This is a genomic window from Flavobacterium sp. UM26 (assembly GCF_057922445.1).
Genome location: NZ_JBVHCY010000005.1, coordinates 128,545 through 151,902, shown reverse-complemented (window position 1 = coordinate 151,902; position 23,358 = coordinate 128,545). Strand labels below are relative to the sequence as shown.

The 23,358-nt window shown below is 35.5% G+C and carries 22 protein-coding genes; 16 read left to right on the top strand and 6 right to left on the bottom strand.

What is annotated here, in order from left to right; all coding sequences use genetic code 11:
• The first annotated feature begins 5 nt into the window (after positions 1-5).
• Genes ACZ1AQ_RS08000 through ACZ1AQ_RS07990 form a run of 3 tightly spaced genes read left to right on the top strand, consistent with a single transcriptional unit; the run spans position 6 to position 3,678 of the window.
• Positions 6-1,316: an MATE family efflux transporter gene (locus ACZ1AQ_RS08000; protein WP_489632471.1), complete on the top strand. Its 1,311-nt coding sequence runs from the start codon at positions 6-8 to the stop codon at positions 1,314-1,316.
• A 30-nt stretch (positions 1,317-1,346) separates the two neighbouring features.
• On the top strand, positions 1,347-2,411 hold the full coding sequence (locus tag ACZ1AQ_RS07995) for a hypothetical protein (RefSeq protein WP_489632400.1): 1,065 nt from the start codon (positions 1,347-1,349) through the stop codon (positions 2,409-2,411).
• Positions 2,383-3,678: an O-antigen ligase family protein gene (locus tag ACZ1AQ_RS07990; RefSeq protein ID WP_489632399.1), complete on the top strand. Its 1,296-nt coding sequence runs from the start codon at positions 2,383-2,385 to the stop codon at positions 3,676-3,678. The genes ACZ1AQ_RS07995 and ACZ1AQ_RS07990 overlap by 29 nt, the downstream gene beginning before the upstream one ends.
• On the opposite strand, the gene ACZ1AQ_RS07985 is transcribed toward ACZ1AQ_RS07990, so the two are convergent.
• Positions 3,623-4,729, bottom strand: coding sequence for a glycosyltransferase (locus ACZ1AQ_RS07985; RefSeq protein ID WP_489632398.1), 1,107 nt, complete (start codon positions 4,727-4,729; stop codon positions 3,623-3,625). The two genes, ACZ1AQ_RS07990 and ACZ1AQ_RS07985, sit on opposite strands and share 56 nt — an antisense overlap.
• 291 nt (positions 4,730-5,020) lie before the next feature.
• Between ACZ1AQ_RS07985 and ACZ1AQ_RS07980 the strand changes: the two genes are divergently transcribed.
• From ACZ1AQ_RS07980 to ACZ1AQ_RS07970, 3 genes are read left to right on the top strand one after another with little or no spacing between them, the layout of a single operon-like run.
• Entirely contained in the window at positions 5,021-6,004 is a 984-nt protein-coding gene (locus tag ACZ1AQ_RS07980) for a UDP-glucuronic acid decarboxylase family protein (protein ID WP_489632397.1), read from the top strand.
• A gap of 24 nt (positions 6,005-6,028) precedes the next feature.
• On the top strand, positions 6,029-7,378 hold the full coding sequence (locus tag ACZ1AQ_RS07975) for an exopolysaccharide biosynthesis polyprenyl glycosylphosphotransferase (protein ID WP_489632396.1): 1,350 nt from the start codon (positions 6,029-6,031) through the stop codon (positions 7,376-7,378).
• Position 7,379: 1 nt separating this feature from the next.
• Positions 7,380-8,156 carry a glycosyltransferase family 2 protein gene (locus ACZ1AQ_RS07970; protein ID WP_489632395.1) on the top strand — a complete coding sequence of 259 codons (777 nt, stop codon included), beginning with the start codon at positions 7,380-7,382 and terminating at the stop codon, positions 8,154-8,156.
• 287 nt (positions 8,157-8,443) lie between these two features.
• On the opposite strand, the gene ACZ1AQ_RS07965 is transcribed toward ACZ1AQ_RS07970, so the two are convergent.
• A complete protein-coding gene (locus ACZ1AQ_RS07965; protein ID WP_489632394.1) occupies positions 8,444-9,757 on the bottom strand; it encodes a phenylacetate--CoA ligase family protein in 1,314 nt (437 codons plus the stop codon).
• Positions 9,758-9,910: 153 nt separating this feature from the next.
• Here ACZ1AQ_RS07965 and purD point away from each other — a divergent pair, with 153 nt between their 5' ends.
• On the top strand, positions 9,911-11,185 hold the full coding sequence (gene purD / locus ACZ1AQ_RS07960) for a phosphoribosylamine--glycine ligase (RefSeq protein ID WP_489632393.1): 1,275 nt from the start codon (positions 9,911-9,913) through the stop codon (positions 11,183-11,185).
• 81 nt (positions 11,186-11,266) lie between these two features.
• Here the strand turns inward: purD and ACZ1AQ_RS07955 are convergent, their stop codons facing one another.
• Positions 11,267-11,497 (bottom strand): DUF6341 family protein, encoded by a 231-nt coding sequence (locus ACZ1AQ_RS07955; protein ID WP_489632392.1) that lies wholly within the window; start codon positions 11,495-11,497, stop codon positions 11,267-11,269.
• A gap of 146 nt (positions 11,498-11,643) precedes the next feature.
• Between ACZ1AQ_RS07955 and ACZ1AQ_RS07950 the strand changes: the two genes are divergently transcribed.
• A complete protein-coding gene (locus tag ACZ1AQ_RS07950; protein ID WP_489632391.1) occupies positions 11,644-12,573 on the top strand; it encodes a DUF6427 family protein in 930 nt (309 codons plus the stop codon).
• Here the strand turns inward: ACZ1AQ_RS07950 and upp are convergent.
• Positions 12,568-13,221, bottom strand: coding sequence for a uracil phosphoribosyltransferase (gene upp / locus ACZ1AQ_RS07945; protein WP_489632390.1), 654 nt, complete (start codon positions 13,219-13,221; stop codon positions 12,568-12,570). The genes ACZ1AQ_RS07950 and upp overlap by 6 nt on opposite strands.
• An 89-nt stretch (positions 13,222-13,310) precedes the next feature.
• Here upp and ACZ1AQ_RS07940 point away from each other — a divergent pair, with 89 nt between their 5' ends.
• On the top strand, positions 13,311-13,916 hold the full coding sequence (locus tag ACZ1AQ_RS07940; RefSeq protein ID WP_489632389.1) for a DUF4254 domain-containing protein: 606 nt from the start codon (positions 13,311-13,313) through the stop codon (positions 13,914-13,916).
• A 133-nt stretch (positions 13,917-14,049) separates the two neighbouring features.
• Positions 14,050-15,030: a glycosyltransferase family 9 protein gene (locus ACZ1AQ_RS07935; RefSeq protein ID WP_489632470.1), complete on the top strand. Its 981-nt coding sequence runs from the start codon at positions 14,050-14,052 to the stop codon at positions 15,028-15,030.
• Positions 15,031-15,144: 114 nt separating this feature from the next.
• Here the strand turns inward: ACZ1AQ_RS07935 and ACZ1AQ_RS07930 are convergent, their stop codons facing one another.
• Both ACZ1AQ_RS07930 and ACZ1AQ_RS07925 read right to left on the bottom strand, forming a co-directional pair.
• Positions 15,145-15,453, bottom strand: coding sequence for a hypothetical protein (locus tag ACZ1AQ_RS07930; RefSeq protein WP_438062566.1), 309 nt, complete (start codon positions 15,451-15,453; stop codon positions 15,145-15,147).
• Positions 15,454-15,541: 88 nt separating this feature from the next.
• Positions 15,542-16,594: a 2Fe-2S iron-sulfur cluster-binding protein gene (locus tag ACZ1AQ_RS07925; protein WP_489632388.1), complete on the bottom strand. Its 1,053-nt coding sequence runs from the start codon at positions 16,592-16,594 to the stop codon at positions 15,542-15,544.
• Positions 16,595-16,735: 141 nt separating this feature from the next.
• Here ACZ1AQ_RS07925 and ACZ1AQ_RS07920 point away from each other — a divergent pair, with 141 nt between their 5' ends.
• The 6 genes from ACZ1AQ_RS07920 (at position 16,736) to porW (ending at position 23,357) form a co-directional block, all read left to right on the top strand.
• Positions 16,736-17,071 (top strand): PadR family transcriptional regulator, encoded by a 336-nt coding sequence (locus ACZ1AQ_RS07920; RefSeq protein WP_024980561.1) that lies wholly within the window; start codon positions 16,736-16,738, stop codon positions 17,069-17,071.
• A gap of 6 nt (positions 17,072-17,077) precedes the next feature.
• Positions 17,078-17,683 (top strand): hypothetical protein, encoded by a 606-nt coding sequence (locus tag ACZ1AQ_RS07915; protein ID WP_489632387.1) that lies wholly within the window; start codon positions 17,078-17,080, stop codon positions 17,681-17,683.
• A 9-nt stretch (positions 17,684-17,692) separates the two neighbouring features.
• A complete protein-coding gene (locus ACZ1AQ_RS07910) occupies positions 17,693-18,400 on the top strand; it encodes a hypothetical protein (RefSeq protein ID WP_489632386.1) in 708 nt (235 codons plus the stop codon).
• 48 nt (positions 18,401-18,448) lie between these two features.
• Positions 18,449-19,909 (top strand): DUF5687 family protein, encoded by a 1,461-nt coding sequence (locus ACZ1AQ_RS07905; protein ID WP_489632385.1) that lies wholly within the window; start codon positions 18,449-18,451, stop codon positions 19,907-19,909.
• Between the two features lie 50 nt (positions 19,910-19,959).
• A complete protein-coding gene (locus ACZ1AQ_RS07900; RefSeq protein WP_438065202.1) occupies positions 19,960-20,655 on the top strand; it encodes an ABC transporter ATP-binding protein in 696 nt (231 codons plus the stop codon).
• An 86-nt stretch (positions 20,656-20,741) separates the two neighbouring features.
• Positions 20,742-23,357: a type IX secretion system periplasmic lipoprotein PorW/SprE gene (gene porW, locus ACZ1AQ_RS07895; protein ID WP_489632384.1), complete on the top strand. Its 2,616-nt coding sequence runs from the start codon at positions 20,742-20,744 to the stop codon at positions 23,355-23,357.
• Position 23,358 lies beyond the last annotated feature (1 nt).

Here is a 23,358-nt window from a genome sequence, read left to right as displayed (position 1 = left end):
CTAATGTGTTAAGAACAATTCGATTTCACTTACTTAAAACGGTTCAAAACCCTGTGGTTCGGCAAAGTTTTTTAACCTTATTGATCCGGGTTTTTGGGGTTGTCATTTTGTTTGGTTTTACGTTGTTTTTAACACAAAAGTATACACCTAAGATAGTAGGACAATATGATTTTGTTCGTACTTTTCTTTTTGCTATTGGGAGTATTTGTTTATTGGGTTTTGATCAATCCATATTGTACTTCAAAGGGCGTTTGTATCCGGAGTACTCTTTGGGACACTTAAAAAAGGTCTATCTAAAAATGGTCTCGATGCTGTTTGTAGCTTCGCTGCTCTTATTGGTTTGTATAGTAGCATTGGATGCTTCTGTTGTGGCACTATTTTTTTCGGACGATGCTACTTATCTACTTCTGATAAAAGCTTCGGCAGCCTTGTTTTTTTATGGCCTTTCTATACTAAATGTAGAGGTCTTTAGAGCTTTGGACGAAATAGTTGTAGCTGAACTATTTCGAAATGTATTTAAGTATTTGCCGATAATTGTGGTGGCTTTTATACTTGTGCAATGGCAACAAGAACTCTATTTGGTCGATGCATTTTTGTTGAGTTTTGTTTTTTTGGGAGTTGTGACAACCATATTGACCTTTTACTTTTTCGCTAAAAAACCAGCTACTTGTACTACCGATTGTTTTTCTTCTCGAGAAATTATCACGCATTCCTTTCCGATTGCCGTAAGTGGAATGGCTATTTTTTTAATGATGAGTTTTGATATTCTTTTTTTAAAAAAATACCACGGCGATGCTACCGTAGCTTTTTATGCTGTGGCGGTCAAATTAATGACTTTGTTGTCTGTTATTATTTTAACGGTAAATATTACTGTTTCGGCAGCTATTGCAGCTAGTTTTTCAAATAAAGAAATAGACAAAGTACAGAAAATAGTTCAAAATAGTTCCCGATTAATCGTTGCAATTACACTACCGGTTATTATCATATTGGTTCTCTTTCCAGAGTTTATTTTGCATTTTTTTGGTCCTAGTTATGTAGTGGCCAAAGAGGCATTAGTAGTACTAGTTTTGGGTCAAGGTTTTTGTGTTTTTTTTGGGTCGGCTTCTGTTTATCTGAATATGACAGGGCGTCAACGTATTTTTCAACGCATTGTTTTGGGGGCTCTTGTCCTTAATTTTTTACTTAATTATTGGTTGATTCCTTCTTATGGAATGTTGGGTGCCGCTATTGCTTTTTCGATAAGCGCCTTATTTTGGAATCTTGGAACGGCCCTTTTTGTGTATGTCAAAGACGGAATTAAGCTGTTTTTGAGTTAAGTTTGTTACTATATTTTCAATTAGACCTGAATGTCTTTATTCCTAAAAAAAAACACCGCAGCTTTTTTCCTCCTTGTAGGACTCAATCTTCTTGTGGCTTTTGCTGCTAGTTTTGTTTTACCCAAACGTTTTTATTATGATGCAGCTATAATTGCTTATGATAAGGGTAACGAAATAGGCTATTTTGGCAGTTATCCTTTAACGATTTTGTTCTATAAAATAACAGGTTTACGATATTTGCCTTTTGCTGTGATTGCCTTAATTCAGTTTCCTATTCTGATGGGTGTTTTGTATAAAATAGGTGTTCCAAGTACGTTCGAGAAAGTGACTATTAAAAATGTTTTGGTGTATTTGGCTTTTACTATGATAGCTATTTTTATGGCGATGCCTTCTAAGGAGTTTATCACTTTTTTGTACCTCTCGACAATTGTTTTTTTATTTCAAAAAAAGCTATTTTCTTTTCAGAAAACGCTATTTATAAGCTTGTCTCTTTTTGTGTTTTTTGGAGCGATATATAGACCGTATTTTGTCTTATTGCCCATTGTTGCGATGGGAATGTATTGGATTACTTGTATCAAAATTCCGAATCGAACTTTTGCAACTTTATTTTACGGAATAGCAATAATTATTTTTTTGTCCTTGAGTTATGGCTTTGTACAAGGGCAATTTTTTTCGGAGCAAAGCCGAGAGCTTATTAATAGCGCTCGAATGGGTTCTGTTGATGCGAATTCTAGTATTGTTTCTCCCGTAAAAACAGATACTTGGTATGGAGAAATCATAGGTATTTTGTATGGTTTTTTTACGGTAAATGTTCCGCTTAATGGATTGAAACATATTTTTTCCCCACAGATTGTATTGTTTGTAATTTGGCAATTATTCTTGTTTTACATTTTATTAGTTCGATTGGCTCGTTGTATAAAAGACAAAAAAGAATATGTGTACGAGTTATGGATGCTTCTTTTTGTGTTCTCTTTTTTTATACTGCAAGGTGTTTTCGAACCCGATTTAGGATCGGCGATTCGTCACAAAATGGGTGTTTTCCCCTTAATCTATTATGCTCTTTATTATGACCATTTCCGAAAAACAGTTCAATAAGATTTTTGCTTTTTTTTTGGTAGCTATCGCATGTACCTTGATTTTTAGAAAGCCTTGTACTTGGTTAATTTTTGCTTTTGCAATTTTTAATATTTTCTATTTTAAGAAAATACAATGGTCCAAAAAAGCGTTGGTTTTAGCTGGCATAATTGCGTCTCCTTTTTTGTTAGAATTAGTACTTTTTTGGAACAACGATGATTTGAGGCAAGGGATCAAATCTATTGAAAAGAGCGCGGCATTGGTTTTGTTTCCCTTATTTATTTTGGGGAATTACCAAAGGATTTCTTTTTCGAAATTGTTGGGGTATTATGTAAATAGTACAACCTTACTAATGATTGTTTTTGCATTTCGGTTTGTAGTTGTTTTTCCAGAGTATGTCACTAAATATTGGCAGGGCGTTCACCTTTGGGAAATGGGTTATGTTTTCGCCAATTCTATCGGGATTCATGCTCCAGCACTCAATATGCACTTGGCTTTTGTGAGTATTGCGGCTTTGTATTTGTTAGTACAAAGTTGGCAAATGAGAAAAGATAAAAGCGTTGTTTTTTTAACCTTTATTGTATTTGCCTGTTCTTTTTTCTTTGTGCTTTTGGTGAATACTCGAATGGCATTATTCAATGTATTGGCAGGATATTTATTTGTAGTGTTCTCGTTTTTTTTAGCGCATTTTAATCTAAAAAAAATGATGCTATATAGCGTAGTTATTGGTGGAGTGGTAGTGGGGATTTTTATGCTTTTTGTTCAAAAAAATCCTTATATGAAAGAAAAATACAGTTCGGTTACTTTTGCTTATATGGACAAGGTGGGAAAGTTAGACGAAATTGATCATCCTGAAATAAAGGTTTTTAATTCTCTCGTAACTAGAGTTTCTATTTGGAAATCTGCTTGGGAATTATCGTTGCAACATTTGCCTTTTGGAGTGGGAGCTTCGGATGGAAAACCAGAATTGGTGAAGTATTTTAAACAAACCCATCAACATTTTTTGGCTAAATATGCCTTTCCTACGCACAATCAGTTTCTCGATTTTTTACTCAAATTTGGTGTTGCAGGACCAATAATTGTGTTGCTTTATATTGGCACTATTGGTTATCTAGGAATCGATTTGAAAAACGCATTGATTTTTTCTTTTTTCTTTCTCTTTTTCACCTCGAATTTGACCGATGATTTTTTATTGCGTTTTGATGGAATTACATTCAGCGGCTTTTGGTTTTCTATTTTTGGGAGTCTTTGGTTGCAGCAAAAAGATACTGCTGGTATAGCTCCGTAAGAGCCGTAAAATTTTTGGTAGTATCAAATAAAAGTTTGCATCTTTCTTCTGCATTTTTACCCAATTGGGTTCTAGTAATGGGGTCTTCTAGGTTTTTGAAGTGGGAGGCTAATTCTGATATTTCTTGAAATAAGAAGCCGGTTTCGTGAGGAATGACGGTATCCTTATTGCCATTTATTTTTGTTGCAATTACTGGTTTCATTAATGCCATAGCCTCAAGAACAGCGATGGGTAGTCCTTCCCAAAGGGAGGTTTGAAGATAAATATCTAAAGCATTTATTTGCTCATACACCTGTTTTTTTTCTAGAAACCAACCGGTAATTTTGATGTTAGGAGCTGTAATTTGATTTCGCTCTTCTCCATCGCCAATCCATACAAATTGATATTCGGGGAATTGTTGAGCAATGGCATTGAATAGGTTTGGGTTTCTAGCAGCAGTTATTCTACCGGCTATTCCTATGGTTAATTTAGCATTCGAAACAGGTTGCAGGTGGTTTTGGATGGTAGAAATGTCTATACCATTTCTTATCATTTCGGCTTTTCCTAATTGTTTTGCTAATTCAAACTCAGAGTCACCACAAGCGATGGTAATTCCTCCGAAAATTTTTTGGAAGTATTTTTCAATACACCAATACATTTTTTTGGCAAAGGGAGAAATGTCGGTGCGTTGAAAGGCATAGCCGTGTGGCGTATAAAAAACGAGTGGTTTTGGACTCACAAAACAGCAAGCGATTCTTCCTAGAACACCAGCTTTGGAGGAATGCAAATGCACCACATCGGGTTTGATGGCTTGGAGTTCACGGATGAGGGTTTGTATGGCTTTACCGTCCGAAATTGGGTGGATTTCTCTTTTCATCTCCACTTTTTTATTTGGGATGGTAGCGAACAATTGGGCTACTTTTTGAGGATCGATTTCTTTGCGGTTATCGCTATAGAGGATGAAAGTTGGTACTTTATGACGAATAGCTTCTTTTTCGAAATGATGGGTGAGATCTTCAAAATAGGTATAAACGCCACCGCCTAATGCTTCGATAATATGTACAACTTTCAATTTTTTTTCTTTTGCTTACAAAACAAAAATAAAGTTTTCTAAAGAACTTATTCTAGAATAAGCTTATAATTGATTAAAAAATATACCCAAGAAAGCCTATTGTTGTTCCTTAGCCCCGGGAGTAGCGGCATCCTTTGCTTTTTTCTTTTAAAAAGCAAAGATATAGCGGATCACGGGACGATGTAGCCCAAAAAGCCTTTGCTCCCTGCTTCTAATTTAAAAAGAATGAAGGGGGTTGTAAAGGAATTTTCTTTAAATCGATTACATTTGTTGTTGAATAATATGCAAAATATGAAAAGAATACTTATCACTGGAGCCGCAGGATTTTTGGGATCGCATTTGTGTGATCGTTTTATTAATGAGGGATATCACGTAATTGGGATGGATAACTTGATTACTGGAGATTTAAAAAATATCGAGCATTTATTTAAATTAGAACATTTTGAGTTTTACCATCACGATATTACCAAGTTTGTGCATATTCCTGGTAAGTTAGATTATATTTTGCATTTTGCTTCACCAGCTAGTCCCATTGATTATTTAAAAATTCCGATTCAAACCTTAAAAGTCGGGTCATTAGGTACTCATAATTTATTGGGTTTGGCGAGAGTTAAAAAAGCCCGAATTCTTATTGCGTCTACTTCAGAGGTATACGGAGATCCTTTAGTTCATCCGCAAACGGAGGAATATTATGGAAATGTCAATACCATTGGTCCTCGTGGTGTGTATGATGAGGCGAAACGTTTTCAGGAATCGATTACGATGGCCTACCACACGTTTCACGGAGTAGAAACCAGAATTGTTCGTATTTTCAATACTTACGGACCCAGAATGCGTCTCAACGACGGTCGTGTAATTCCAGCATTTATTGGACAAGCGATTCGTGGAGAGGATTTGACCATTTTTGGCGATGGGATGCAAACGCGTTCTTTTTGTTATGTAGACGACCAAGTAGAAGGCATTTTTAGATTGTTGCATTCAGATTATGTATATCCCGTAAATATTGGAAATCCAGACGAAATTACCATTAAAGATTTTGCCGAGGAAATTATTAAACTAACAGGCACTTCTCAAAAAGTGGTGTATCATCCGTTACCTATCAACGATCCTTTACAACGCCAACCCGACATTACTAAGGCCAAAGAGCTTCTCGGTTGGGAGCCTACCATTGACCGTGCCGAAGGAATGAAAATTACTTATGATTATTTCAAATCACTTTCAAAAGAAGAGTTGTCTAAGGAAGAACACAAGGATTTTTCGAAATATATTTTTTAATCCCAAAGCTCATTTTCATCATCAGTGAAGACCAAAACCGGTAGATATTCAGGATACATTCGGCCCTTTTCCTATGTTTTGGATAGTGCAATCATTTTAGTAGCGGCTATTTATTGTACTGATTTACCTTTGTTGTCGTATAATTCTATTGCTTTAATAATGGCTTGGTTCGTTATTGCATCGACCTTAGGATTTTATGAAGTCTATCGTTACACTAAAGTTATTGCTATACTGAATTGCGCTTTCAAACAGTGGATGCTATTTTTCTTGTTTTCGTTAGCCGTAATCTTTATCAATAACCCAAGCGCCAGTATTCAAAAGACGTTCTTTTTTAGCGCAATTGTTATCGCTGTTGTGTTGTTTTTTAAGTTGTCCATTTACTTTTTTCTACAAAAGTTCAGAGTGCTTTTTGGAGGTAATTTTAGAAAAGTGGTTCTTTTGGGTAGCCCAAAAAACATTGCACCTTTACAACATTTTTTTACCGAGAACCCAGATTATGGTTATATTTTAGAGAAAGTATTCAACTTAGAACACCATCGCAAAGATCATATTAAAGAAAGTTGTGAGTATGTTTTAACCCATAAAATAGACGAGATGTACTGCGCGATGGACGATTTGAGTCAGAGACAAATCTCGGACTTGGTTGATTTTGCCGATAATAACTTGAAAACCTTGAAATTTATTCCCAACGAAAAACAAATCCTTTCTCGAAACTTTACCTTCGATTATTACGATTACATTCCTGTAATCTCGCTGCGAAATATAGTCTTAGACAGCGAGTTGAACAAAGGCATCAAAAGAGTTTTTGATATAGTATTTTCTTTGCTGGTTATTGTTGGAATTCTCTCTTGGCTCACTCCTATTTTGGCGATTATCATCAAACTAGAATCCAAAGGGCCTTTGTTTTTTGTGCAAAAAAGAAATGGACTGAATTACCATGAATTCAATTGTTACAAATTCCGTTCTATGAATTTGAACCCCGAAGCCCACTTGGAACAAGTTTCTAAAAACGACCCAAGAATTACTCGGGTAGGACGATTTTTGAGAAAAACCAGCATCGATGAGTTGCCGCAATTTATTAATGTTTTTTTGGGACAAATGTCGGTAGTGGGACCAAGGCCACATATGGTGAGCCATACCGAAATGTATGCACAACGCGTCAATAAGTTTATGGTGCGCCATTTTGTAAAACCCGGCATTACAGGATTAGCGCAAACCAAAGGCTATCGTGGTGAAGTAGAAAAAGAAACAGATATCATCAACCGAGTGAAATATGATATTTTCTATATGGAAAATTGGTCGATTTTGTTGGACATCAAAATCATTTTTATGACCATTTTCAACACCATCAAAGGCGAAGATAAAGCGTATTAATATGGAAAAACTAGTTTCTATCATCATTCCAACTTACAATTCAGCCGATTTTATTGCTGATACGCTTGCTTCGGTACAACAACAAACGTATCCGAATTGGGAAGTAATTTTGGTAGACGATAGCTCAACCGACACAACACTTACCATAGCTCAACATATCGCTCAAACCGACCACCGCATTCGGATTTTCAAAAATCCAACCAATTCCGGAACAGGTGTTACGCGCAACAACGCCCTCTATCATTGCCTAGGCAATTACATCGCTTTTTTAGACGCCGATGATGTATGGAAACCCAATAAATTGGAGCGTCAACTTCAATTTATGGAAGAACAACAGCAGCCGTTTACATTTTCTTTTTACGAATGCATAGACGAAGCAGGAAATCCATTGCATAAACTAGTCGAAGCGCCCAGAAATCTGTCCTATCGTCAGCTGTTTTTTTGTAACTATGTGGGCAACTTAACAGGCATTTACGACGCAGATTTTTTCGGAAAAATCGCCATTTCTTCCATTCGAAAACGTCAAGATTGGATGCTTTGGCTTACCATTCTCAAGAAATTGAAAAGTGCCAAACCCGTCCCCGAAAGTTTGGCCTATTACCGCATTCGCAACAACTCGCTTTCAGCCTCCAAGGTCGCTTTACTGCAACACAACTTTGCCGTTTATCGCCAATTTCATCGGTATAATTTTGTGGTGGCTTTGTTCATTATGCTCGGCTTCTTGTTCACACAGTTACTTATAAAACCAAGGTATATCAAAAATGTAGTTACTGTTTAGAAGCAGAAACAAGGGGTTTTATCAGCTAGCATCGTCCCGTGATCCGCTATATCTTTGTTGCCGAACCCCGTCAACAAAGGATGCCGCTCCTCCCGGGGCTAAAAGGAGAGATTTAGCTTATTTGTTAGCAACTTTTATTAGAAGTCAATTCACAGAAAGTAGTATTTCGTTTTCCATATATTATGATTTTGGTTGTTTTAAGGTCACAATTTGTTACCTTAACGGTTTTGAAGTCGCAATTTGCGACTTCAAGAATCCATTTGGAGATCACAAGTTGTTGCCTCCAATTATCTCAACAATGACGTAAACTGCTTCAATTTCCCACGATGACTTCGTTCGAGTTTTTCTTTTCGAATGAAACTAAATAGCAATCCACTTTCTAAATACAAGGCAATAGCACTTTCGATTTTTTGAATTTGTGCTGAGGTCAATTCGGTTTGGCTTACATATTCAATTTCAAACGTATCGATTTGGGTTTGTTTGATGATAAATTCTTTGATAGTACCGTCGTCTTCAATGATACTTTTGGTTACGTAGTAAAAAGTCAGCCCCGGTGATTTTTTTCCACTAGGTAGTTGCGCCACATCATTGGTTCGTCCAATTAGTTGTTTGAGAATAGGTTTTTTTGCAGTGCTTTTTTTATCCAAAATTCCAATGTCACCCAAGTCATAGCGAATAAAAGGATGCGCTTTATTGAAGAGAGAAGTAATCACAATTCGCCCTGGAGTACCATTAGGAACTGCTTGATTATTCTCGTCCAAAATCTCTACAAACAAGGTTTCAGCGTTGACTTGCCATTCTCCATCTCGATTTTCAAAGGCAATCAAATCCAACTCAGACGCGCCGTATTCATTAACCACCGGAACGCCAAATTGTTTTTCTAAGAGTATCTTGTCTTCTGGGAAAAGCATTTCTGAAGTGACGACACAAACCTTCAGTGTAGGACAAATCGTTTTGAGCACCTTGTTTTTTTGCTGTAAAAATTTGGCAAACAAAACAATCGAAGAAGTATAGCCATTGATATAATCAAATTTTTTGGTCTCAAATTGTTTCAAAAAACCATCTAAAATCCTATCCGACAAATCAAAAATAGGAAAGCGATAGCGATGACTCAAAAAGTCTTTGAGTCGTTCTTTTCTATAGCCCAAAAAATCCATCGGAATGCCGTAAAATCGGGCTTGATAAGAGCTGTTAAAATCGATACCGTGCCAACCGAATCGGGCGATATTCGATGCCCAAGTTAGCGCATGGGCGTATTTGTCTTTGGCAAAAAAAAAAGGAGTTCCGCTTGAGCCTGAGGTTTTATTGAGATACACATTTTTGGTTGTATAACCTTTCGACAATCGTTCTGCCAATGGTTTTTGAAGTTGTTGTTTATTCAAAACGGGCAAATCGTTCCAGTTTTCAACACTTGTTTTCCCTACTAATGTTTTATAAAAAGCATTATTTTCTAGATGATACGCTACAATTTCGTTCTTTTTTTTGGCTAAAAAGGCCTGGTGTTCGGCATCGGATAATTTAAAAATGCTATCCAATTCCAATTGTGCTTCACGAATCGGAAAACCATTTAGGCGAAGGGTTAAATTAAAAAGACGAAACATTGCATAAAATTTTATCAAAAATAAACTATCTAAGTGGACATCGGTAGATATACACGAACTTTTTACAATTAAATTATTTTTTACGTTCAAAAGCAATTATTTTTGCACCACTTCTTCAATAGGAGAAAAATCAACACAATAAACAACTACAACATGAATATTTTACTATTAGGTTCAGGCGGAAGAGAACATGCTTTTGCTTGGAAATTGACTCAAAGTCCACTTTGTGACACGCTATTTGTAGCGCCTGGAAATGCAGGAACCGCTACTATAGCAACCAATTTAGATTTTAGCGCTACAGATTTTGAAGCCATCAAAGCCGTGGTGATAAAAGAAAACATAGAGATGGTTGTCGTAGGACCAGAAGATCCATTAGTAAAAGGCGTGTATGATTTCTTTTTGAATGATGCAGATTTAAAATACATCCCCGTTATTGGTCCATCAAAATTGGGAGCGCAACTTGAAGGAAGCAAGGAATTTGCCAAAGAATTTATGATGAAGCACCAAGTCCCTACTGCGGCTTACGATAGTTTTACAGCCGAAACAGTAGAAAAAGGATGCGAGTTCTTGGCGACACTACAACCGCCTTACGTTCTTAAAGCCGACGGATTAGCTGCTGGAAAAGGTGTTTTAATCATTCAGGATTTAGCCGAAGCCCAAACAGAATTACGCAATATGTTGGTGGGTCAAAAGTTTGGCGCTGCAAGTTCAAAAGTCGTTATCGAGGAGTTTTTGGATGGAATTGAATTGAGTTGTTTTGTACTAACCGATGGTAAAAGTTACAAAATTTTGCCCACTGCAAAAGATTACAAACGCATTGGCGAAGGGGACACAGGATTGAATACTGGTGGAATGGGAGCGGTTTCTCCTGTTCCTTACGTAGACGCTGTTTTGATGGAAAAAATCGAAACGAGAATTGTACAGCCTACTATTGCTGGGTTGCAAAAAGAGGGTATTCCTTATAAAGGTTTCGTGTTTATTGGTTTGATTAACGTGAACAACGAACCGATTGTGATTGAATATAACGTTCGTATGGGTGATCCAGAAACCGAAGTAGTGGTACCTCGATTGAAGTCAGATTTAGTAGAGTTATTTTTGGCAGTAGCCAATGAAAAACTTGCCGATTTTAACTTAGAAGTTGATGAAAGAAGCGCTACTACCGTAATGATAGTTTCAGGAGGTTATCCAGAAGAATTTGAGAAAGGAAAAGAAATTTCAGGATTGGAAAACGTAGAAAATTCAATTGTTTTTCATGCCGGTACTAAATTAGATAACGGAAAAGTTGTTACTAATGGAGGACGTGTAATGGCTATTACTTCTTACGGCGCTAGTTTTCAAGAAGCCTTACAGCAATCTTACGACAATGTATCTAAAATTCAATTCGATAAAATGAATTATAGAAAAGACATCGGATTTGATTTGGTGTAATAATTTTGATAGAAAAGCCCAGTAGTAAAACAAATGTAACTACTGGGCTTTTTTTATTTTTAATTAAAATAGAAAATAAAACTATTTTAAGAAAGAATGTGCTGTTGTGTCTTGATTTTCAGTTCCTGCTTCATCAAAAATTTGTAATTGTTTGATCCAATAAACAATTGCTGCTGCGCAAATGATCATAAAAGCCCAGTTGATGAAATTGGCACCAAACCAAGAAATAAGTTCAAGTTCACGTAACAAATCTAGTGGTTTGAATAAAACGTCTACAAATAAAAATTGAATTGCTTCGAAAAATGCTTTCATATATTTATATAAATTAAGGATGTGTTGTGTTTTTTAGAGTAGCGAAAGAGTAAAAGCAATCAAAAAATGAAGAATCTTTAGTCACTTGCGCATTTCCTTTTTAAACAAGTATTATATTTACAGTCACAAAAGTATAAAATATCCTTATGATTACAAGTGTTTTTAAAAAATCTACACCATTAAATTATTCGTTAGTAGTAATTTTGATGTTGTTTTTCTTTTTATTGTACCAATTTCAAGAAATGATTTGGTTCAAATCAATGCTTCTGATTGTACAAAAGGTGTTTATTTTTTTACTTTTGGTGGGTACACTTTTTATTACCAATTTTGTTTGCAAAAAAAACGGACTCAGTAAAGACAGTACCTACACGGTTTTCTTTTTCTTTTTATTCTTGCTTTTTTTCCCCTCTTTATTTGATAATTTGAAAATTGTGGGGGCTAATGTTTTTTTGCTTTTGGCGCTTAGACGTTTACTTTCTTTACAATCTTTAAAAGCCTCGAAGGAGAAAATTTTTGATGCTGCTTTATGGATTTTGGTCGCTTCAATTTTTCAACCTTGGTGTATTTTGTTTATTGCTTTGGTATTCATATCGGTGCTTTTTCATGTATCTAGCGATTATAGAAACTGGTTTTTACCTTTCATAGCACTATTTGTAGTAGCTATTGGTTTTTTGGTTTTCATTACTTTTGAAAACACGACTATAGAGGAATTTTGGCTAGATAAGTTGTATGTAGATCCTGCATTAAATTATTTCACAAACAATTATCAAAATTGGGCTTTCTCCATTTTTATGACGGCTGCACTTTTTTTCCTAATAATTATGTTGCTGTCTTACTCGAATAAACCGCAGCTCTTGCATAGCTCTTACAAAAAGTTGATTGCCTTTTTTGTAATTGCGATAGTTGTTTTTTTCATTTCACCAGATAAAAATAACGATCTATTGCTTTTTGCTTTTGCCCCATTGGCCATTATGGGAACCAACGCCCTAGAAGTCTTTCAGCAGCAGTTAAAACAAGAATTAATTTTAGGAGTTTTGATTCTTTGTAGTCTCTTTACTTTCTTTTCTCAGTTATAGTTTAGGACCGTAAGCCAAATCGCCGGCATCTCCTAGTCCAGGAACGATATAACTTTTCTCGTTTAGCTTATCGTCGATTGCTCCAATCCAAAGATGACAAGTGCTGGGCAGATGTTCTTTTAAGTAAGCAATTCCTTCTGGCGCAGCGATAACTACGGCAATGTGAAGCGCGGCTGGTGTTTTTTTCTCCACTAATTTTTTGTAAACTGCTACGATAGATTGTCCAGTGGCCAGCATTGGGTCAACAAGAAGTACGTTTTTGCCCTCAATATCGGCAACGGCTTGGTATTCGACCAAAATATCAAAGTAATCATCATTATTCGGATGATGACGATAGGCAGAAATAAAGCCATTTTCGGCAGCATCAAAGTAGTTTAAAAAACCGTGATGCAAGGTTAACCCAGCTCGAAGAATGGAGCAAATAACCAGAGGGTCTTTTATTTTTGTGGTAGCTTTTGTTCCCAAAGGAGTTGAAATGCTAACGTCTTCATAGGACACGACTTTGCTTAATTCATAGGCCATAATTTCGCCAATACGTTCAATATTTCTTCTAAAACGAAGACTGTCATTTTGAATGGAGACATCGCGGATTTGTGCTAAAAAATGATTTAAGACACTATTTGATTCCGATAAATTATGGATTTGCATGATAAGCGAATTTGAAATGTATTTTTTGTAAAATTTTGAATACTATAAAAGTATAAAAAGTATCTTTGTCTTTTTAAAAATTAAAAGATATGTTTTCAAAATTAGCGTATTCCGTATTCGAGCAAAGCATCAAAGATTATCATCAATTTGATAGTGTTGATCAACCGATAAATAATCCTTACCCAAAAGAAAAATTCGAGCATTTATTATACTTGAAAAACTGGATAGACACTGTACAATGGCATTATGAAGACATCATTCGTGATCCGAATATCGATCCAGTAGCAGCTTTGACATTGAAAAGAAAAATCGATGCATCGAATCAAGAACGTACCGATATGGTAGAATACATCGATAGTTATTTTCTTCAAAAATACAGCGGTGTAGCGGTAAAAGATTCAGCAAAAATCAATTCTGAAAGTCCAGCTTGGGCATTTGACCGTTTATCAATTTTGGCTTTGAAAATTTATCATATGAACGAAGAAGCCACTCGTGCTGAAGCTTCTCAAGAACACAGAGACAACTGTCAAGCTAAGTTAAATGTACTTTTGGAACAAAGAACTGATTTGTCTACAGCCATCGATGATTTGTTGCAAGACATCGAAAACGGTGACAAGTTCATGAAAGTGTACAAACAAATGAAAATGTACAACGACGATGAATTGAACCCAGTTTTATATCAGAATAAAAAATAAACAGTATATTAATTCTTCATTAAAGGAAGTAAGAGCGTTAAGTACCACTTAAAATTCTTATTTCCTTTTTTTTATAAAAGTTACTTCATTGTCTAGTACTATACAACATATCGCGATTATCCGACTTTCGGCTATGGGAGACGTAGCGATGACCGTTCCCGTTATTCGCGCTTTTGCTCAGCAGTATCCCAAAGTAAAAATTACGATGGTCTCTCGACCTTTTTTTCAACCTTTCTTTGAAGGCATTCCCAATCTTACTTTTTTTGCTTTTGACGAGAAAGTAAAACATAAAGGATTTTTGGGATTGATTCGACTTTACAAAGAATTGTCTGCACTCCATATTGATGCATTTTTGGATTTACACAATGTGCTTCGTTCTCAGGTTGTGCGAACCCTTTTTAGGTTATCTGGAAAACAAGTGGTAGCAGTAGATAAAGGTAGAGCTGGAAAAAAAGCCCTAACGCGTCCTGAAAATAAGGTTTTCAAACCTTTGATGACGATGTTTGAAAGACATAGCCAAGTTTTTGAAGAATTGGGGTTTACTTTAGATTTGTCCAATCCTATCTTTCCTGAAAAAGCAGTTTTATCCGATGGCATCTTGAAAATCATTGGGAATCCAAATCAAAAATTGATTGGAATTGCTCCTTTTGCACAGTATGAATCTAAGGTGTATCCTTTGGATTTAATGCAGGAAGTCATTGCAAAATTAGCAGCGAATCCAGAGCAAACCATTTTGCTTTTTGGCGGAGGAAAAAAAGAAGCCGAAATACTGGATTCCATGGCAAAACCCTATAAAAATGTGGTAAACATAGCAGGAAGAATAAAGTTTACACAAGAACTACAATTGATTAGTAATCTTGATGTAATGTTGTGTATGGATTCTGGCAATGCACATATTGCCGCGATGTTAGGCGTAAAGGTCATTACACTTTGGGGAGCCACCCATCCTTATGCTGGTTTTTCGCCTTTTAATCAACCGCTAGAAAATGCCTTGGTGGCGGATAGAAATTTGTTTCCAAAGTTACCTACTTCGGTTTACGGTAATAAAAAAGTTGAAGGCTATGAAGAGGCTATGCGAACGATTTTACCAGAAGAGGTTGTGGCTAAACTTTAAATAAATTTCAAAAAATAAAATTCCAAATTCCAACAGTATTTAGTTTGGAATTTGGAATTTTTTTATTGTGATTTGACGACTTTGGAATTTGGAATTTTCAATATTGGGTTTTTATTATAAATAAATCTTCTCGTCTCGACAGCGTTCTAGGATATACCTTTTCAAATTCGAAATAGTGGCTTGATAATTAGGAGCTTCGTAACCAAAACGCTCGTGTTCCATTTGTTCTTTTTCGATAGCGTTACAACCTTTGAGCACTTCTTTCAACATATCGAGCATTGCTAATTCTTTGTTCTTGGCTTGTTGAAATTTGAATTCTACAATTTCATCTTGCAAGGCCTCGCAATAGTCCATCAATTCTACCACTTCAGGTTCATCCAAAAGATAGTCTTTGTTTTTAAAAATTTCACGTATCGATTTCATAAAACGCGGCTAATTTCAATTCCAACAATCAATAATAGTATTCACAATAGCGACTGACGACTAAGGACTGACCACTGATTACTATCAATTACACATCATCAAAATCCACACGAAGTGTTGAAGAAGTTGGATACGCTTGACAACTTAGAATTAAACCTTCGGCAATTTCATCATCAGAAAGAATAGAGTTTTTCTTCATTTCGGCTGTACCTTCGGTGATGCGACATAAACAGCTGCTGCAAATTCCGCCTTGACAAGAATAAGGAGCATCGATGCCTTGTTTAAGAGTCGCTTCGAGTAGGGTTTGTTTGGCCGACATTTCGAAAGTAGTTTCTTCGTCGTCTACCAATACGGTAATAGTAGTGTGACCATCTACAGCTGTAGCAATGGTTTTTTCTTGTGTAGATGAAGTAAACAATTCAAACTTAATGGCTGATTCTTTTACATTTTTCTCCTTTAAGATGGTAGAAACGGTAGTAATCATTTCTTCGGGACCACACAAAAAGTATTTGTCGAAATTCAACGCGGCGTGTTTTTGCGTAAGTACGGCATTCACAACCGATTTGTCAATTCGTCCAAAAAAGCCTTCTCCAGCGTGTACTTTACTGTAAACATAATGTACGAAAAGACGTCCTACATATTGCAGCTGCAAGTCGTGTAATTCTTGATGAAAGATGGTTTCCTCAGGTGTTTTATTACCATAAACCAAGACAAACGAACTTTTTGGTTCGCTTTTCAAAACCGATTTTAAGATAGAAATTACAGGAGTGATTCCGCTACCTGCGGCAAAAGCGGCGTAGTTTCTTTGACGCTCGGCATCAGGAGTGAAGGTGAATTTCCCTTCGGGTTGTCCTACTTCGAGTACGTCTCCCGCTTTTAATCGGCTAGTGGCAAATTGAGAAAACAGTCCATTTTTTACGGCTTTTACAGCAATACGCAATTCCCCACTTTCAGGAGCAGAACAAATAGAATAAGCTCTGCGAATCTCTTGATTGTCTAGGGTTAAACGCAAGTTTAGGTATTGTCCTGCGGTAAAAGTATAATTGGATTTAAGTTCTTCTGGGACATTAAAAAGTATGGAAACGGCGTCTTTGGTTTCGCGTTTTACTTCTTTGATAAGGAGTTTTAAAAAGGAAGGCATAATTTGATTTTTTTTACAAAGATAGCAAAGACCATAACTTTGATGGCGCAACCGATTGAATTTTTTATACCTAATTTTGTTATGTATAAGAATCTTATGTATATTTGAAATTCAAAAACAGATTTTCTAATTCTTCAAAACATGAAAAACTCACAGTTATACAAAGGCAGTCTCAACACCATTATTATGAAGTTGTTGGAAGAAAATGGCAAAATGTATGGGTATGAAATCACCCAGAAAGTAAAGGCGCTGACGCAAGGAGAATTGACCATTACCGAGGGTGCCTTGTATCCAGCGTTGCACAAATTGGAAGCGGAAGGATTGCTTGATGTAGAGATAGAACGAGTAGACAACCGCTTGAGAAAGTATTATAAACTCACCGAAAAAGGAACCACAGAAACCGTTAATCGATTGGCAGAATTGGAAGATTTTATCCGAAATATGCAAAGTTTAGTGAATCCAAAATTAGAATTTTAATGCGCTATGGTAGTTTTAAATCAAGAACAAATAAAATTTATTGACCACTATTTACAAGTTTCTAAAGTGCGTTATGTTGATGTGCGTTCGGAATTAACGGACCATATCGCTACAGCTGTAGAGCATAAAATGCAAGACGAAGCGCTTGATTTTTATGATGCTTTTAAAGCGTTTATGGCAGTCAATAAATCCCAGTTGTTACAGAGAAACAATGCAACTTTTGCTTACTTAAAAGAAGCTATTGTTAGTTTTTGTCCCTCACTATGGCATCCGATTACCTTAATTTTTGGAGGTATGATGCTTTTCTTAGGTTGGTATTTTGATTCGATTTTATCGTTTCAAGGAATTCATTACGCAAGTTATTTTTTGATTTTGTGTTTAGGATTAACGCAAAGAATGTATTTCTCTTTAGTGATGAAAAAACAATACTTACGTTTAGAGTATTTGAATTATGCTTTGATGACAATTTATTTTTTAAGTGTTATGCTTAATGGTTGGTTTGATGATTTTAAAGGAAATGCTATAACTCTTTCAATAAGCATAACCTTGTTTTTTGCCTACAGTCGTTACGCTTTTTCTACCATTCAGAAATTTAAAACCAACCGAATTTAATTATTTACTATGAAACTAACCACTGAACAAATCAACCAATTATATACATTCACACGTCAACATTATGTAGAATGGTATGATCTCCAAACCGAATTGGTAGATCATTTGGCGAATGCTATTGAGGAACAATGGCAAGAAAATCCCAAGCTTTCGTTTGATCAAGCCTTACAAAACGAATTCAAAAAATTTGGCGTTTTTGGCTTTATGGACGTAGTAGAAGGTAAACAGCGATTTTTACAAAAGAAATACAATCAGATTGTTTGGACTATCGTAAAGACTTTTTTTACGCTACCCAAAATTATGGGTACAATTGGTGCCACAGGCTTACTGTTTTTATTGTTTCGTGAGAGTCAGTACAACGGCGATTGGGTGTTGCTTTTCTATGGGTTATTGGTAGTTTTTGCTTTTTATAGAATGATTTCAAATCAGTTGAAACACAAAAGGCAAATTCAGAATCAAGAAAAACGTTGGTTGTTTGAGGATATTATGAATCAATACGGTGGTTTCGCTGGCGCGATTATTTTTCCATTAAATTTCTTTTTGCAACTGTTTAATCGAGTAGAACATTATATAAGTAATACCTATGTTTTAGGTTTCGCTAGTTTCTTTTTGGTATTGATGACTATTTTGCTGTATGCTATCTTTTTTAAAATTCCTTCACAGTCGAAAAAATACCTTTTGCAAACTTATCCAGAATATTCTTTGGCTAATTTGTAACGTTTTATATTTTTTGTTTACTTACTCTACAACTAAACTGAAGTAACTATGTTTTTACGATTTATTTACCTCGAGTGGAAGGCTTTCTTACGAGCTGCTTCTTTCAAGGCCAATCTTGGGATGAAAATTCTATTGGGTTTCTTGGCGCTTTATTTCACTTTACTTTTTTTAGCCTCAGGAATTGGGGTATTCTATGTTCTTCAAAAAATGAAATTAGATCCACTTGCAACGGTTAATGCATTTTTGATCTATTATTTTTTATTCGATTTAGGATTCCGTTTGCTTATGCAAAAAATCCCAGTAATGAATATTCGCCCCTTACTTAATTTACCTTTTAAAAGGCGTACCATAGTACATTTTGCCTTGGGGAAAACCGTTATTTCGTATTTCAATATCATGCATGGATTTTTCTTTATTCCTTTTAGTGCGGTTTTGATTTATGAAGGATACGATGCCGTTTCGGTGATTTTATGGAATTTTGGAATTTTGGCGTTGGTCTACATCAATAATTTTTTAAATATCGTTTTGAGCAACAAAGACCAGCTTTTTGGTATTTTCATTTTTATTTTAGCATTATTCGGGGGGTTACAATACTACAACTATTTTAATATTACTCTTTACTGCTCCCCGTTTTTTGATTTATTATTTCATAGTAGATGGATGTTTTTAATTCCGTTACTAATTCTAGTGTTGTTGTATTATTATTCTTTTCATTTTTTCAAAAACGAATTGTATCTCGATGCTGGTTTGGCCCTTAAAGGCGAAATTGCTAAGACAGAAGATTTGACTTGGTTGAATCAATTTGGTACTTTGGGAACATTCTTGAAGAATGACATTAAATTGATTAAAAGAAACAAACGTTCCAAAACCACAGTGGTTATGAGCGTACTTTTTCTGTTTTATGGGTTCTTTTTCTTTTTCAATCCAACTCAACCCAAGGTCATGCATGTATTTGCAGGGATTTTTGTCTCTGGAGGGTTTTTATTCACCTTTGGTCAATTTGTGCCAAGTTGGGATAGTTCGTATTACCAGTTAATGATGACGCAGAATGTTTCCTATCGTGAATACTTGCAATCTAAATGGTGGTTAATTGTTATAGGTACTTTTATATCTACTATTTTGGCAACTTTTTATCTTTATTTTAGTTTAGAGACTTATATGAATGTTGTGGCAGGTGCTATTTACAACATTGGACTCAATTCGTATTTGGTGCTTTTATCAGGGGCATATACTAAAACGCCAATTGATTTAGCTAATTCTAGCGGAGCTTTTGGAGATAAAAAAGCGTTCAACACCAAAACCATGTTACTTTCCATTCCCAAATTACTATTGCCTTTATTATTATATGGATTGGGTTCCTACCTAATGAATCCAACTCTAGGATTGGGGTTGGTAGCTCTTATAGGATTGATAGGATTTTCTTTTAAAAACAAAGTATTTCAACTTATTGAAAAAATTTACAAAAGAGAAAAATACAAAACCATTGCGGCTTACAAACAAAAAAGCTAATTTAAAAGAATACCTTCTAACCTCTAATTTCTAACTTCAGACTTTTCATTATGATACAAGTTCAAAACCTTTCAAAATCATACAACGGAACTACCGTTTTAAAAATAGACCAATTAGAAATTCCAAAAGGCGAAAGTTTTGGATTGGTCGGAAACAACGGCGCAGGAAAAACAACTTTTTTTAGTTTGCTATTGGATTTAATTCATCCTACAACAGGAGCTATTATTAACAATGGTGTTCAAGTGAATACCAGCGAAGCTTGGAAACCTTTTACGGGTTCTTTTTTGGACGAAAGCTTTTTGATTGGGTATTTAACACCTGAAGAATACTTTTATTTCATTGGTGATTTACGCGGACAAAATAAAGCTGATGTCGATGCCTTATTGGCAAAACACGAAGAATTTTTTAATGGCGAAATCCTAAAAAACAAAAAATACCTGAGAGACTTGTCTAAAGGAAACCAAAAAAAAGTTGGGATTATCGCTACTTTAATAGGCAATCCTGAAGTCGTTATTTTAGACGAACCTTTCGCCAACTTAGATCCAACAACGGTAAACCGATTGAAAAAAATCATCAAAGAATTGGCTCAAAATCCAGACGTAACCGTTTTAGTTTCGAGTCACGATTTGTTGCATACTGTTGAAGTTTGTAACCGAATTGTCGCTTTGAACAAAGGTGAAGTGGTGAAAGACATTCAAACATCTACGGAGACTTTGGCCGAGCTAGAAGCGTTTTTTGCGGTTTAAATTCGAATATTTCAAAAAGAAACGTATTTTTACCAGTCATTATACTAAAATGATGTTTTTCAAGTTAAATGATAAAACGTTTCCTATTGAAGACTACCGGTTGTAAGCCTTTTTATCCCCTATTTTTATTCATTTTCTTGATAGCTTGTTCTACCAAGAAGAACACTTTTTTGGCCAGAAATTCGCACGCTTTGAGTACGCGTTACAATATTTTATACAATGGTCAAATTGGTTTAGACAAAGGTGTAAATGGGCTTACATCGGGTAATAAAGATAATTTTTGGGAGTTGTTACCTATCGAAAGAATGCAACTTTCAGAGAGTACTGCAGCTGAAGATAAACCCAAAAATGCCGATTTTGAATTGGCCGAAACCAAGGCCACCAAAGCCATTCAAAAACACTCGATGAATATTGGTGGGCGTGAGGTCAATTACCAAATGGACGAAGCCTATCTTTTGCTCGGGAAAGCACGTTATTACGACCAGCGTTTTGTTCCTGCTTTAGATGCTTTCAATTATATTCTGTACAAATATCCCGAAAGCGATAAAATATACGAAGCTAAAGTCTGGCGTGAAAAAACCAATATGCGCTTGGGCAACGATGCTTTAGTGGTAAAAAATATCAATAAATTACTGAAAGACGAGGAATTCAAAGACCAACCTTTTGCTGATGCCAATGCACTTTTGGCTGAGGCTTTTTTGAATTTAGAACAGAAAGATAGCGCCGTTGCAAAACTAAAAATTGCGGTAGATTATACTAAAATCAATGAAGAAAGAGCTCGTTATCACTTTATCTTGGGGCAATTGTATCAAGAATTAGGGAAAAGAGACAGTGCCCTTTTTTGCTACGATGCAGTAATTGCTATGAATCGCAGTGCTAAGAGAGAGTACATTATTCAGTCCTACGCTCGAAAAGCCCAATTGTTTGATTATGAAACTGGTGACCCAAATGCTTTTGTAGCCATTTATAACGAACTAATGGAGGACAGGGAGAACCGTCCTTTTTTAGATGTTATCTATCATAATATGGGCTTGTTTTATGACCATTACAACAAACCTGATTCGGCCACGATTTTCTATAAAATTTCATTGAAAGCTCAACCCAAAGATCCTTATTTAGCCGCATCTAATTATAGAAACATTGGCAATATTTATTTCAAGGCGACGAATTATCCTTTGGCGGCAAAATACTACGATAGTACGCTAGTGAAGATGGATCCAAAAACAAGGGAGTTTTATAAGATTCAAAAAAAACGTAAAGATTTAGACGAAGCTATTCGATTAGAAACAACTACCAAAAGAAACGATAGTATTCTTAAAGTTTTGTCTTTGTCTCCTTCGGAACGAAATGCCTACTATGAAAAGCATATCGTTGACATTAAAAAGCAAGATTCTATAAAGCAAGTTAAAGAAGAAATACAAAAACAAAAGTTAGCGAATATAGAGCGCAACTTAACGGCTTCTAGTGTAGATCAAGGAGTTGTAGCAACAGGACCAGGGTTGCAAAACAAAGCAGCCTATTTACCTCCAAGTGATAACCAACAAACAGAAGCTACGAATACTTTTTATTTTTATAATCCAAAAACGGTAGCTTTCGGAAAGTTAGAATTCAAAAAAATGTTTGGAAATCGTGCTTTGGTCGAAAACTGGTTGTATTCAAATGTAAAAAAAGGAGCTAATGAACCAACAGATGAAATAATAGCTTATAATGATGTTGTTAAAGAAAAAGCTGTTGAAGAACCGCGTTACACTTTGGCTTATTATTTAAATCAATTACCTACTCAATCTTCAGCAATTGACAGTATTACCAAAGAAAGAAATACAGGATATTACCAATTGGGTGTAGTTTACAAAGAAAAATTCAAAGAGTATGACTTAGCCAGTACAAAGCTGGAACAATTACTAAGCTTTCATCCCGATGAAAAACTGATTCCTCCTACTCAATACAATTTGTATAAAATATACGAAATCACGAATAAAGCTAAAGCCGTAGCCATTAAGAACGCGATTACTACTCAATTCCCTGATTCGAGATATGCTAAAATCATCAATGATCCAACTTTTGATGGAGCCAAAGACAAAGATTCACCAGAGAACAAATACAAGGAATGCTACGAATGGTTTAAGGACGAAAAATTTGCTGCGGTAATTGCGCGTTGCAACACGATGATTAATCAGTTGACCGGCGAAGAAATTGTAGCCAAGTTTGAGTTGCTCAAGGCGAATGCGTTGGCTAAAACAAAAGGATTGCCAGCCTACAAAGAAGCGATGCAATATGTAGCCGACACCTATGCGAATACCGAAGAAGGAAAAAAAGCGGAAGAGATTATTACCACGCAAATTCCTATTTTGGAACGAATGGCTTTTAGTACGGTAGACACCAAAAAGTGGAAGATTATCTTTAGAATTCCTATCGAGGATTACAAACAAGAACGAGCTATCGAAAAGCAAGTTTTGGATTTTATGGCTAAAGAAAATCTGCAAAACTTATATTATACTTGCGACAATTATACAGACAAAGAACGTATCTTTTGTATACACGGATTCCAATCAGAAATATATGCGAATGATGTCTCGGTGATTTTTAATAAAAAAGGGTCACCTTCAGAGGTACAAAAGGCTATTACTATAAGTGATGAAAATTATAAGATTGTCCAAATGAAAAAGAATTTAGATGCTTATGTAGGTTCAAAAAATCTTTAAA